General features: G+C 60.0%; 12 protein-coding genes and 2 tRNA genes. 8 read left to right on the top strand and 6 right to left on the bottom strand.

Going from position 1 to position 11,696, the window contains the following annotated elements; all coding sequences use genetic code 11:
- Window positions 1-19: 19 nt before the first annotated feature.
- Together BUE38_RS00250 and BUE38_RS00245 are read right to left on the bottom strand one after the other, a co-directional pair.
- Window positions 20-94, bottom strand: a tRNA-Gly gene (locus BUE38_RS00250).
- A 39-nt stretch (window positions 95-133) separates the two neighbouring features.
- Window positions 134-209, bottom strand: a tRNA-Glu gene (locus tag BUE38_RS00245).
- A 353-nt stretch (window positions 210-562) separates the two neighbouring features.
- Here BUE38_RS00245 and msrB point away from each other — a divergent pair.
- From msrB to BUE38_RS00220, 5 genes are all read left to right on the top strand, one after another.
- Window positions 563-961 carry a peptide-methionine (R)-S-oxide reductase MsrB gene (gene msrB / locus BUE38_RS00240; protein ID WP_073433034.1) on the top strand — a complete coding sequence of 133 codons (399 nt, stop codon included), beginning with the start codon at window positions 563-565 and terminating at the stop codon, window positions 959-961.
- A 95-nt stretch (window positions 962-1,056) separates the two neighbouring features.
- Entirely contained in the window at window positions 1,057-2,055 is a 999-nt protein-coding gene (gene ylqF / locus BUE38_RS00235) for a ribosome biogenesis GTPase YlqF (RefSeq protein ID WP_073433033.1), read from the top strand.
- A 115-nt stretch (window positions 2,056-2,170) separates the two neighbouring features.
- The gene (locus BUE38_RS00230; RefSeq protein ID WP_073433032.1) at window positions 2,171-3,400 is read left to right on the top strand and encodes a pyridoxal phosphate-dependent aminotransferase; all 1,230 of its coding nucleotides are present in this window, start codon (window positions 2,171-2,173) and stop codon (window positions 3,398-3,400) included.
- A 222-nt stretch (window positions 3,401-3,622) separates the two neighbouring features.
- Window positions 3,623-4,522 carry a protease HtpX gene (htpX, locus tag BUE38_RS00225; RefSeq protein ID WP_073433031.1) on the top strand — a complete coding sequence of 300 codons (900 nt, stop codon included), beginning with the start codon at window positions 3,623-3,625 and terminating at the stop codon, window positions 4,520-4,522.
- 120 nt (window positions 4,523-4,642) lie between these two features.
- Window positions 4,643-5,008, top strand: a complete 366-nt coding sequence (locus BUE38_RS00220) for a RidA family protein (protein WP_073433030.1) — start codon at window positions 4,643-4,645, stop codon at window positions 5,006-5,008.
- Window positions 5,009-5,092: 84 nt separating this feature from the next.
- On the opposite strand, the gene BUE38_RS00215 is transcribed toward BUE38_RS00220, so the two are convergent.
- Both BUE38_RS00215 and BUE38_RS00210 read right to left on the bottom strand, forming a co-directional pair.
- Window positions 5,093-5,734, bottom strand: a complete 642-nt coding sequence (locus tag BUE38_RS00215) for a Vat family streptogramin A O-acetyltransferase (RefSeq protein WP_073433029.1) — start codon at window positions 5,732-5,734, stop codon at window positions 5,093-5,095.
- A 30-nt stretch (window positions 5,735-5,764) separates the two neighbouring features.
- Window positions 5,765-6,973 carry a 4-phosphoerythronate dehydrogenase gene (locus tag BUE38_RS00210; protein ID WP_073433028.1) on the bottom strand — a complete coding sequence of 403 codons (1,209 nt, stop codon included), beginning with the start codon at window positions 6,971-6,973 and terminating at the stop codon, window positions 5,765-5,767.
- Between the two features lie 168 nt (window positions 6,974-7,141).
- On the opposite strand from BUE38_RS00210, the gene BUE38_RS00205 reads away from it, so the two are divergent.
- Entirely contained in the window at window positions 7,142-7,423 is a 282-nt protein-coding gene (locus tag BUE38_RS00205) for a hypothetical protein (protein WP_073433027.1), read from the top strand.
- Between the two features lie 110 nt (window positions 7,424-7,533).
- The gene (gene ypfJ / locus BUE38_RS00200) at window positions 7,534-8,430 is read left to right on the top strand and encodes a KPN_02809 family neutral zinc metallopeptidase (protein ID WP_073433026.1); all 897 of its coding nucleotides are present in this window, start codon (window positions 7,534-7,536) and stop codon (window positions 8,428-8,430) included.
- 46 nt (window positions 8,431-8,476) lie between these two features.
- On the opposite strand, the gene BUE38_RS00195 is transcribed toward ypfJ, so the two are convergent.
- Together BUE38_RS00195 and rlmKL are read right to left on the bottom strand one after the other, a co-directional pair.
- Window positions 8,477-8,833: a glutaredoxin family protein gene (locus tag BUE38_RS00195; protein WP_073433025.1), complete on the bottom strand. Its 357-nt coding sequence runs from the start codon at window positions 8,831-8,833 to the stop codon at window positions 8,477-8,479.
- On the bottom strand, window positions 8,830-11,085 hold the full coding sequence (gene rlmKL, locus BUE38_RS00190; protein ID WP_073433024.1) for a bifunctional 23S rRNA (guanine(2069)-N(7))-methyltransferase RlmK/23S rRNA (guanine(2445)-N(2))-methyltransferase RlmL: 2,256 nt from the start codon (window positions 11,083-11,085) through the stop codon (window positions 8,830-8,832). Before rlmKL ends, BUE38_RS00195 begins: the two co-directional genes overlap by 4 nt.
- Before the next feature lie 327 nt (window positions 11,086-11,412).
- Between rlmKL and rmf the strand changes: the two genes are divergently transcribed.
- Window positions 11,413-11,619 (top strand): ribosome modulation factor, encoded by a 207-nt coding sequence (rmf, locus tag BUE38_RS00185; protein WP_073433023.1) that lies wholly within the window; start codon window positions 11,413-11,415, stop codon window positions 11,617-11,619.
- Window positions 11,620-11,696 lie beyond the last annotated feature (77 nt).

Below are 11,696 nucleotides of genomic sequence, written 5' to 3'. Positions count from 1 at the left end.
CAGACTGCCGAGGCAGAACTGGAGCGGGAAACGAGATTCGAACTCGCGACCCCAACCTTGGCAAGGTTGTGCTCTACCACTGAGCTATTCCCGCACTTTCATCTCTCCGATACATCACCTTGATGAGTCGAGTTGGCGTCCCATAGGGGGTTCGAACCCCTGTTCCCGCCGTGAAAGGGCGGTGTCCTGGACCACTAGACGAATGGGACGCAGATCACTCGGCTCGTCGAGGTGGCGCGTATGTTACTGAGCCCCCTTGTTGGTGTCAAGCACAGAGAATCACTGAAATTTTCTTTCGCCTTCTTCCAGCCCCGCCACGCACCGCCTCCTCTACCCAACCGCCCGGCGAAGGCGCTGACATTGAGGCAGAAATCTCCCGACACACTGTCTATATCGAACAAGGGGTCTATATCGAACAAGGGCCTGAACCGAACCCCCGGATCGACACTCAACACATGAACCTTCACTAAGCACCTGGACATATGCCTTATTGGTCAAAGCGGCTCAAACGTCTTAGTTTGAAAGGTGTGGAATGCCAATGTCAGTCGCCAGGAGAAGGTCCATGCGCAAGAAGATCGAGAAACCGGATGCCGAATGGCGTGATCAGCTCACTCCAGAGCAATACAGGGTGACTCGTGAAAAGGGCACCGAGCGCCCGTTCAGCGGCGATTATCAAGTCACCGACGTCCACGGCATCTATCACTGCATCTGCTGCAATGCCCCGCTGTTCGAAAACGAACACAAGTTCGACGCTGGTTGCGGCTGGCCCAGTTTCGACCGCCCTCTTTCATCAGAGAGCGTCGAGGAGCACCTGGACACCAGCCATGGCATGCGCCGAGTCGAAGTGACCTGCGGCCGCTGCAATGCTCACCTGGGGCATGTCTTCCCCGATGGTCCGCCTACGACAGGCAACCGTTTCTGCATCAATTCGGTGGCACTGAATTTCCACGAAGGCGAATAACCACTATCCACTCCTCGTCGCCACTGAAACCACCGCGCATACGGCCGGTCATCTGCTAAGATGGTCGGCCGTTTGGTATGCAGGAGACAGGCATCATGCTCGGTTGGTTTCCGGGACACATGAACAAGGCACGGCGTCAGATTCTTGAAGCACTGCCGGAGATCGACGTCGTGATCGAGGTACTGGACGCGCGCCTCCCCTACTCCAGCGCCAACCCGATGCTGGCGAAGCTGACGCGCCACAAGCCGGTGTTGAAGATCCTGTCGCGGGCGGATCTCGCCGATCCGGAGCGTACTCGCGAATGGACCGCCTGGTTTGATGCCCAGGCCGATACCCGCGCGCTGGCCGTAACCACGACCAATACCCGCGAGCTCAAACGCATCCCCAAGCTCTGCCATGAGCTGGCTGGACAGGTCCGTGCCGACCGCGATGTCCGCGTGATGGTGATGGGCATTCCCAATGTCGGCAAATCGACCCTGATCAATGGCCTCGCCGGCCGTGCCATCGCAAAAACCGGCAATGAGCCAGCGGTCACCAAGCGCCAGCAGAAGGTGCGCATCCAGGGACGTGTCGCCCTGACCGACACCCCCGGCGTGATGTGGCCCAAGATCGAGGATCAAGCCAGTGCCTACCGACTGGCAGCCAGTGGCGCCATCCGCGATACGGCCATCGACTATGTAGACGTAGCACTGATTGCTGCAGCCGAATTGGCCCGACGCTATCCAGACGCTCTGAAAGCGCGGTATAAACTCAAGGCGCTACCGAGCTATGAAGCTCACCCCTTGGCGGATAGCGTCGAAGCCGATGGAGGTATGCGTCCCGACCTGATGGCTCAGGCCGGATTCGATGGCCATGCCATTCTCGGTGAGATCGCTGCCAAGCGCGGAGGATTGCGTGCTGGTGGTGAAATCGACCTGCATCGAGGTGCCGAGGTACTGCTGCACGAGCTACGCGATGGCAAGCTCGGTCGGCTGACACTGGAAACACCGGCGGATATACCGCTTGTCGAGACAAGTGACGAGCCGGATGCAGAGCCTGCCGACGAGGAGACTCCTGTCGGGTCATCCGACGATGCACCGACAGCCGGTGACTGAGTCGCCCCTACCCGGCCTGACAACGTTCCCGACCCAACAACAGCACACAAGCAAGACCCACATACTCGCCGCCACGGCGGCACTGGACACACGGATTCAGCGAGACCCCTGCGCCATGGATACGCCTACGCTTCGCAAGTCCCACAAGCTCGACAACGTCTGCTACGACATTCGAGGCCCTGTCCTCGAGCACGCCAAACGCCTCGAGGATGAAGGCCAGCGCATCCTCAAGCTCAACATCGGCAATCCTGCGCCCTTCGGCTTCGAGGCACCGGAAGAGATTCTTCAGGATGTGATGCGCAACCTGCCGACCGCCCAGGGCTATTGCGACTCCAAGGGACTGTATTCGGCGCGCAAGGCAATCATGCAGGAGTGCCAGCGCAAGGAGATTCCTGGCGTCGGCGTGGAGGACATCTACATCGGCAACGGTGTCTCCGAGCTGATCGTCATGGCCATGCAGGCGCTGCTCAATGACGGCGACGAAGTGCTTATCCCTGCGCCGGACTATCCTCTGTGGACGGCTGCCGTCAACCTGTCCGGTGGTCGTGGCGTGCACTACATCTGTGATGAGCAGGCCGACTGGGCACCGGACATGGCCGATATCCGTGCCAAGGTGACCAGCCACACCCGTGCCATTGTCATCATCAACCCCAACAACCCCACCGGTGCGGTCTATCCACCGGAAGTGCTGCGCGAACTGCTGGATATCGCCCGCGAACACAACCTGGTGGTGTTTTCCGACGAGATCTACGACAAGATCCTCTACGATGATGCGGTGCATGTTGCGACCGGCTCGCTGGCCAGCGAAGACCAGCTCGTGGTGACCATGAATGGCCTGTCGAAGAGTTACCGCTGCGCGGGCTTCCGCAGTGGCTGGATGACACTGTCGGGCGCTGTGGCCATGAAACGCAGTCAGGACTTCATTCAAGGACTGACCATGCTGGCGTCCATGCGGCTGTGTGCCAACGTGCCGGCTCAGCACGCCATTCAGACCGCACTTGGCGGCTACCAGTCGATCAATGATCTGATTCTGCCCGGCGGACGACTGCTGGCCCAGCGCAACATCACCATCGAGAAGCTCAACGAGATTCCCGGTGTCAGCTGTGTCGCTCCCAAAGGGGCGCTATATGCCTTCCCGCGCCTCGACCCCAGCGTCTACAACATCAAGGATGACCAGCAACTGGTACTGGATCTGTTGCTGCAGGAGAAGATCCTGCTGGTGCAGGGCACTGCCTTCAACTGGCCCGATCCTGACCACGTCCGCATCGTGACCCTTCCCTGGGCCGATCAACTCGGCGATGCGCTGGATCGTTTTGCGCGCTTCCTGTCACGCTACCGTCAGTAAATCCGGGCCCAATGGCAGCCTATGCAAGTGGTCGCTCGCTCGTCTGGCAGGAACGGAGAGCGAGCGTCCCTGGCCTGCGCAGCCAATCTGCCTGAGTCTGCAGAGAAATATCTGCGTCACGGCTTGAAACCTGGGTCAGAAATGCCTATCTAAGCAACAGTCTTTCCATTGTGTCGCCTTCTGGCGGCACCTGTAGATTTCCTGCTACGGAGAACTCCGGTCATGATGAGAATCCTTCTCTTTCTGGGCACCAACCTGGCGGTCATCCTTGTCGCCAGCATGACCCTGCGATTGCTGGGCGTGGAGCCCTACCTCAATGCACAGGGCATCAACTTCAACTCGCTGCTGATCTTCTGCTTCATCTTCGGCATGGCCGGCTCCATGGTGTCGCTGTTCATCTCCAAATGGATGGCCAAGCGTTCCACCGGCACGGTGATCATCGAATCCCCCTCCAACGCCACCGAAAAATGGCTGGTGGACACCGTGGCAGAACTGGCCCAGCAGGCCGGTATCAAGACCCCAGAGGTGGGTATCTTTCCGGCCCAACAATCCAATGCCTTCGCCACCGGCTGGAACCGCAACGATGCACTTGTCGCCGTTTCTGCGGGGCTGCTCAACCGTATGCAGCCGGAAGAGGTGAAGGCGGTACTGGCCCACGAGATCGGCCACGTCGCCAACGGCGATATGGTTACCCTGGCGCTGATCCAGGGCGTGCTCAATACCTTCGTGATGTTCTTCGCCCGTGTGGTTGCCCACCTGTTGGATGCCTTCCTGCGTCGCGACGACAACGGTGGTCTGGGCTTCATGGGCTATTTCGCTGTGGTGATCGTGGCAGAGATTGTTTTCGGTATTCTGGCCTCGATCATTGCCTCCTGGTTCTCGCGCTTTCGTGAATACCGCGCCGATGCTGCCGGCGCGAAGCTGGCGGGTTCTGGCGCCATGATCAACGCCCTCGCTCGTCTCAAGGCCGAAACACAGATGCCCGACCAGATGCCGGATACCCTCACGGCCTTCGCCATCACCACCGGGCAGTCGCGCAAGCTGATGGAAAAACTCTTCGCCAGCCACCCGCCACTGGATGACCGCATCCGTGCGCTGAAGGAAGCGGCATACCGCGAGTAAAGCATCACGTCTTCCAAACGCGACAAGGAACCCCACCGCCGTGGGGTTCCTTGTTTATCACTCTGCATATTCCTGCCCTCTATCTTCCTGCCCTCTATCACCTTATCGAGGAAACACGACATGACGATTCATCGCATCAACCCCTCACGTCGCTGGTCTGACGCGACCATCTTCAATGGCACAGCATATTTCGTTGAAGTCCCGGAGAGTGATCTGAAAGCGGATATCAAGGGCCAGGTCGCCCAGGTGCTGGAGCAGGCGGAACAGAGTCTGGCAACGGTGGACAGCAACAAGAGCCGCATGCTGTCGGTCACCATCTACCTCACCGATTTCGCCAACTTCGACGCCCTGAACGAGGTGTGGGATGAGTGGTTCCCTGAGGGTTGCGGGCCTAGCCGCGCCTGTGTGAAGGCAGAGCTGGCCAACCCCGAGTACCTGGTGGAAATGGCCTTCGTGGTCGCAGCAGGCGAACGCTTTCAGCCGTGATGGCGTGGTTGGGAAAGTTGGGAAAGTTGGGAAAGTTGAGAAACACGGGGCGGCTGGTCACTTGCCGCCCCGGCACATATGCCGTCAGGGGGAAGACGCCGCCCCGCGCAGTGCGGTGATGTCGCCTCCGACGATCGACTCGAGGTGTCGAGTGATCCTCTCGGCCTCCCAGTCCCACCAGGCGATTTCCAGCAATTCAGCGATCGTCTCGTCATCAAAGCGATAACGGAGCACTCGCGCTGGATTGCCACCCACCACACTGTAGGGCGGAACATCCTGGGTCACCACCGACCGAGAGGCGATGATCGCTCCACTACCGACCGTGACGCCCGGCATGATCATCGCTTCGAAGCCAATCCATACATCATCGCCAATTTCGGTATCGCCCTTGAAGGGCAAGTCACCGTCCCCTGGCATGACCTTCTCCCAGCCCTGACCGAATATCTGGAACGGGTAAGTGGAAAGCCCGGATACCTTGTGATTGGCACCATTCATGATGAACGTCACGTCTCTGGCGATAGCACAGAACCTGCCGATAACCAGGCGATCGCCCAGAAAGGGGAAGTGATAAAGCACATTACTCTCGAAGCGCTCCGGCCCCGCCGGATCATCGTAGTAGCTGTAGTCGCCAACGATGATGTTCTCACGGGTAATGAAGTTCTTGAGAAACCCTACCTGCGGGAAGCCTTTCATCGGCTCTCGATCATCAGGATTCGGTCCGTTCATGATCACCTCCCTGTCATCGCCATCCGGCGCTCAGCCACTGGTGGTAACGCGAAACCCGGCTCCAGCCAGCCAGGGCGAAAGCTCGACAGCCATCGAGCTCAAGGCCACCTCAAGCGTGGCAAATTCACGCCGCAGTGGATAGCTGGCACGGCAGGCATCGAACCCCCTGGCCGGGGTCAAATGGCGCATGGCAGAGGCCAGATGGTCATGGTCACGGCGTGGATCATAGATGGCACGCATACACAACCGCAGCGCCTCCTCCGGTTCCAGTCCGGCGTCCAGTTCAATACGTCTGAGCGCCGCCGGTGGCGTCAATTCGGCCATGGATACCTGCTCCGCCTGCCCCAGATGGGCAACCAGTTGCTGATGGATCTGCCAGGTACCGCGCAGTTTGCCTTCCAGGCTGTGCCCCGCGATATGCGGCGTTGCCAGGTCCACCAACCCCGCCAGCTCGGTGTCAATGGCAGGCTCGTTCTCCCATACATCCAGCAGCACTGTGAGATCACCCTGCTCGACCAGACGGCGCTTGAGCGCTTCGCCGTCGATACAGTCCCCACGACCGGCATTGAGCAACACTGTCCCCGGACACAGAGCATCAACACGACGAGCGTCAAGCAGATGATGGGTGGCATGAATACCGTCCCGCACCAGCGGCGTATGCAGACACAGCACATCGCACTCGGCCATCAGGCTATCCAGATCATGGAAAGCCTGATTCTCGAAAGTCCGGGTCTCGACAGCCCGGGCCTCGAAAGTCTGGTCGTATTGCTGCTCGGCACGTGGAGGATCACAGCGCCAGACCTCGATCCCCATGGCCTCGAGGCGTGCTGCCAGCCGCCCGCCGACATTGCCGACACCAACCACCCCCACGCGCTTGCCGAACAAGCGCTCTCCGCGCCGTTCCATGGCCAGCAGCAACGCGGACAGCACATAGTCGACCACCGGCTCGGCATTGCAGCCAGGAGCGCTGGCGAAGCGAATGCCATGGGCCTCGAGTGCGTTCATGTCCACATGATCGGTACCGATGGTGCAGGTGCCGACAAAGGACAAGGGCGATCCCTGACGTTTCGCCGCTTCGATGGTTTCCGCATCCAGACGCGTGATCGAGCGGATGATCAACGCATCGACATCGGCCAGCGCCTCGGCATCGATCTCGCGGCCAGGCTGGCAGCGCACGCTCCCCAGAGGAGCGAAACAGGGCTCGCTGGCCGGGATATTGGCGTCGACAAGTAGTTTCATCAGGCTCCTCAATGCAGACATGACCCGTGCCAGCTTGCTGGAACGGCACAACAGCTTACAATAGCAACCCGACAATCGCTGGTGCCGGGTTGATCCACTTGATTACCCAGCGAACAGCACCATCATACCGCCACCCGTTGATTATTGAGACCACCGTCAGGAGCCGCCGTGATCGTTCGTTGGGAAACCGAACATGACTATGTCCTCGTGCATATCCACCAGGACATGTTCGGCGACTGGATCTTCAGCCGCGCCTGGGGGCAGATCGGCACTCAGTTCGGCGGCCTCAAGCATCGCCTCGCCGACGACCACGAACAGGCAGTGATGTGGCTGGAGGACGAGGCAACCATCCAGACATCACGCGGCTTCCACAAGGTGCTGGAGGCTGATGACCATAGTCCGGAGGGCCTTGAAGCCATGGGTCAGCTATCGCTGCTGGATAGTCTGTAGGCCTGTTCAGGCGTGGCTCCTCCGCTCAGATCCCCTTGCTGTCACAACCTGGTGTATCTTTCAGCAATGAGCAGACCATAACCGACTCGTTCTACACCAGAGGGAATATCATGCGTTGGAAGGGAAGACGGCGTAGCCAGAATGTCGAAGACCGGCGTGGACAGCAACCGGCCTATGCCAGCTCGGGAGGCGGAGCGGCCATGCTGCTGCTGCGCTTTGTGCCGATGCTCTTGCGCAGCAAGCTGGGCCGTATCGTCCTGATCGCAGGCGTAGTCGTGTTCTTCGGCGCACGCATGATGGGAGTCGACCTACTGTCACTGGGTCAGCAGGGAGGCACCGTTCAGCCCGAGTCCTTGAGCGCCGAGCAGCAGGAAATGGTCGACTTCGTGTCAGTAGTGCTGGCCGATACCGAAGATACCTGGAATGGCATCTTCGAGTCGCTGGGCCAGACCTATCGCGAGCCGACGCTGGTGCTGTTCTCGGGCATGGTGCAGTCGGCCTGTGGGACCGCCAGTTCGGCGGTAGGGCCGTTCTACTGCCCTGCCGATCAGCAGCTCTACCTCGATCTGACATTCTTCCAGCAACTTCAGCAGCGCCATGGCGCTCCGGGCGATTTTGCCCAGGCCTATGTGGTCGCTCACGAAGTCGGACATCACGTGCAGAACCTGCTGGGCATCAGCCAGCGTGTACATGAGCTCGGTACTGGACGCACGGAGGCCGAAGTCAATGCCCTGTCGGTCCGCCAGGAATTGCAGGCTGACTGCTTCGCTGGCATGTGGGGGCATTCCGCCAACGTCGACCGCCAGATGCTTGAGTCAGGTGATCTGGAAGAGGCGCTGACCGCCGCGTCCGCCATCGGCGACGACACCCTGCAGCGCGAAGCGGGTCAGGCCGTGATGCCGGACAGCTTCACCCATGGCAGTTCTGCCCAGCGAGAGAAATGGTTCCGCCACGGTTTCGAAAGCGGCAGCCTCGAGGCCTGCGATACTTTCTCAGGGCACCTGTAGTCTTCACAGGGGCACAGGAAGCCGTCATTGACGGCTTCCTGACTACTCAGTCCCGACGTCCCAGCATCCTTCTGCCAGTACGTTCCTCGAATGCCTGAGCCTCTCGACCATCTCGATCAGAGCCCCTGGCGTTCAACTCGCTCCATGCCGCTTCATCCAGCAGGCCACGAGCCTCCAACCAGTTGGCTACCGCTTCGGGGCTGACATTGCCTTCCAGCACTTCCCTGCCCTGCTCATCGAGCAACACTGGAATACGTGTGGCATAGCGCGCCATCAGTGCCTCGTCCTCGGCGATCTCGATATGCTCGAAGCCCAACCCACCCCTTGCCAACATCGTCACCAGGGCCTCCATCTGCTCGCACAGATGGCAACCCAGCGTGGTGTAGATGCGCAATACGGTCACGCCCGGCTCCGATGGCGGATCAGGAAGCAGTGATGCAGGTCGGGACGGCGCGCGAAGTCAGGGTCGAAGGTCTGCTTCGATATCTCCTTGATCTCGAATTCCTCGGCAAGACTCGCGTCAACCTGGAAGCGACGCTGATTGTTGGAAAACACCAGGGTACCGTCAGCCGCCAGACGCTGCATGGCCAGGCGCACAAGGCGCGGATGATCCCGCTGGATATCCAGGGTGTCATCCATCTTCTTCGAATTGGAGAAGGTCGGCGGATCCATGAAGATCAGATCGAATTCACTACCCGCCGTCTCCAGCCAACGCAGGCAATCATCACGCACGACCCGGTGGCGTGATGGATCCAGCCGGTTGAGGGCAAAATTGTCCCGCGCCCAGTCGAGATAGGTGTTCGACATATCCACGCTGACACTGTCGCTGGCCCCGCCCTGCTCGGTCGTGCCCAGAGCCGCATGCACGGTGGCACTGGCGGTGTAGCAGAACAGGTTGAGGAAACGTTTGCCCGGCGCCATCTCGGCCAGCATGCGACGTACCGGGCGGTGGTCAAGGAACAGACCAGTATCGAGATAATCACGCAGATTGACCCACAGGCGCGCCCGTCCCTCGCGCACCTCGAAGCGCTGGCCACTGGCGCCATGCTTCTGATACTGGGACTTGCCCTGCTGACGCTTCCGACGCTTGATAACCACCCGTGATGGATCGACTTCCAACACATCGGGAATCACACCGAGAGCATCGAACAGGCGCTTCTGGGCCTGTGACGCGTCAATGGACTTCGGCGCAGCATATTCCTGGACATGCACGTGATCGCCGTAGACGTCGATGGCCAGCGCATATTCCGGCATATCCGCGTCATACAGCCGATAGCAGCTCTCGCCGCTGCGCTTTAGCCACTTGCGCAGCTTGCGCTGATTCTTCTCCAGGCGGTTGGCAAACATCTGCGCCCCTTGCGAGCGGAACGGTTCAGCCTGTGTCGCTTCGCCGTCCGCCGTCTCTTCCCCTGCATTGCCGGAGATGGACACCCTGTTCTGCGAGGAGTCCTGCGCAACGCCCGGCGAAGCACCTGGCGTCGTTGACCCAACCTCCATCAGCAGCAGGCGAGCGTCGAGCGGGCCGTTCTTGAGTGCGTACTGCTTGTGGGCACGCATCCCGAGGCGATGCCCCAGGTCCGGGTTGGCCGTGAACATGGCCAGCCGCCAGCCCTGGAACTCAGCCTTGAGTCGCTGGCCGAGGTCGGCATAGAGACGTACCAGTTCCGGCAGCTCACCAATACGCTCACCATAGGGAGGATTGGTGATCACCAGGCCCGGCTCTTCGGGGTTGAGTACACGTGGGCGTGAAAAGCGCGCAACACTCCCTCCCTGGAACGTCATCAGCGCCGGTATCCCGGCACGCATGGCATTGGCATTGGCCGCCGACAGTGCAGGAGGGCTCTCATCGAACCCGAACATCAACGACTGACAACGCTTGCGACCAATGCTGGCACGCGCCAGAGCCTCACGCTTGAGCTCCGCCCAGCAGGCGTCATCGTGCTGAGCCCAACCATGCAGGCCGAAACGCTGGCGATTCAGATTCGGTGCGATGTCCGCCGCCATCAACCCGGCCTCGATCAACAATGTGCCCGAGCCACACATTGGATCGACCAACGGAGCATGGCGCCGTGCCATCTCCGGCCAACCGGCTCGGACCAGCAGCGCCGCGGCAAGGTTCTCCTTGAGCGGAGCATGTCCGGTATCACGACGGTAACCACGCCGATGCAGACTCTCGCCGGAAAGATCAATACCCAGGGTCAGACGGCCACGGTGCAGGTGCGCGTAGAGGCGTAGATCCGGTTCGTGAGTGTCGATATTGGGCCGTGCCACTCCGCTGGCCAGCAGGCGATCGACAACACCGTCCTTGACCGTCTGAGCACCAAAACGGGTATGGCGGATCTGCTCCGAGCGACCATGGAAGTCGACCGCCATGGTCGCAGTGGAGGGCAGGTGTTGTTGCCAATCGATGGCTGCCGCGGCGTCACGCAGTTGTTCCGCCGTCTCGATCCCATCCACCCGAGCCACACAGACAATAATGCGATTGGCGAGCCGTGACCACAGGCAGGCCCGATAGGCTGCCGCCAGATCAGCCTTTGCATTGACGCCCGCCACCGTGGTCTTTCCGGGCTCCAGCCCCAACTCACGAAGCTCGTCGGCGAGCAGCATCTCTATGCCTCGCGGACAGGTCGCCAGAATATCCAGCTCTTCATGCATCTGATTTTCCTAATTAATTTATCTATGGTAGCCAGAGCAAGGCGTCATGCCAGGGTGACGGTCACGTGAACAGGTTGTTACAAAACTGGGGTCGACAACCGGTCTCCGCCTGGGCTATCAATATAACGGTAGCTACAGAAGTCAACGCATGCGTCACTGTCATCAAGCCTTCAAGTAGATGCTGCTCGTGAGAGCCTGCACAGGGAAGACTTTGGCATAACAGGCTCGCCTCCACACACGCCAGCCTCCCAGCCTCTTTGTTGCAGGGTTGCAGGCTAATGGAAAGTCGGGCCGGTATATCTGGTACCTTTTTCACGAGGTAGACCCATGAAACGACAGAAACGTGATCGCTTCCAGCGTGCATATGTACATGGTTACAAGGCAGGTGTCTCGGGCCGCTCCCGCGACGACTGTCCCAGCCAGGACATCAATCTACGCGAATACTGGATGAGCGGTTGGCGTGAAGGTCGTGGGGATCAGTGGTCAGGAATGACGGGAGTCTCCGGAATACACAAGAACCCCATGGTGATCTAACCCCCGGACGTGGCGCAAAACGCGATCTAGTCATCAAGCGCCACAACCATCACTGTATGGATCCGAACGAGCCCGTG

The organism is Halomonas cupida, assembly GCF_900142755.1.
Lineage (GTDB): Bacteria > Pseudomonadota > Gammaproteobacteria > Pseudomonadales > Halomonadaceae > Halomonas > Halomonas cupida.
Note: the sequence above shows the minus strand (reverse complement) of the source record. Positions and strands in the feature narration are given on the sequence as shown.

Coding starts and splice junctions, on each gene's coding strand:
- rmf (WP_073433023.1), top strand. CDS start 11,413: ATGAAACGACAGAAACGTGATCGCTTCCAGCGTGCATATGTACATGGT.
- htpX (WP_073433031.1), top strand. CDS start 3,623: ATGATGAGAATCCTTCTCTTTCTGGGCACCAACCTGGCGGTCATCCTT.
- BUE38_RS00230 (WP_073433032.1), top strand. CDS start 2,171: ATGGATACGCCTACGCTTCGCAAGTCCCACAAGCTCGACAACGTCTGC.
- ylqF (WP_073433033.1), top strand. CDS start 1,057: ATGCTCGGTTGGTTTCCGGGACACATGAACAAGGCACGGCGTCAGATT.
- BUE38_RS00215 (WP_073433029.1), bottom strand. CDS start 5,734: ATGAACGGACCGAATCCTGATGATCGAGAGCCGATGAAAGGCTTCCCG.
- ypfJ (WP_073433026.1), top strand. CDS start 7,534: ATGCGTTGGAAGGGAAGACGGCGTAGCCAGAATGTCGAAGACCGGCGT.
- BUE38_RS00210 (WP_073433028.1), bottom strand. CDS start 6,973: ATGAAACTACTTGTCGACGCCAATATCCCGGCCAGCGAGCCCTGTTTC.
- BUE38_RS00220 (WP_073433030.1), top strand. CDS start 4,643: ATGACGATTCATCGCATCAACCCCTCACGTCGCTGGTCTGACGCGACC.
- msrB (WP_073433034.1), top strand. CDS start 563: ATGCGCAAGAAGATCGAGAAACCGGATGCCGAATGGCGTGATCAGCTC.
- rlmKL (WP_073433024.1), bottom strand. CDS start 11,085: ATGCATGAAGAGCTGGATATTCTGGCGACCTGTCCGCGAGGCATAGAG.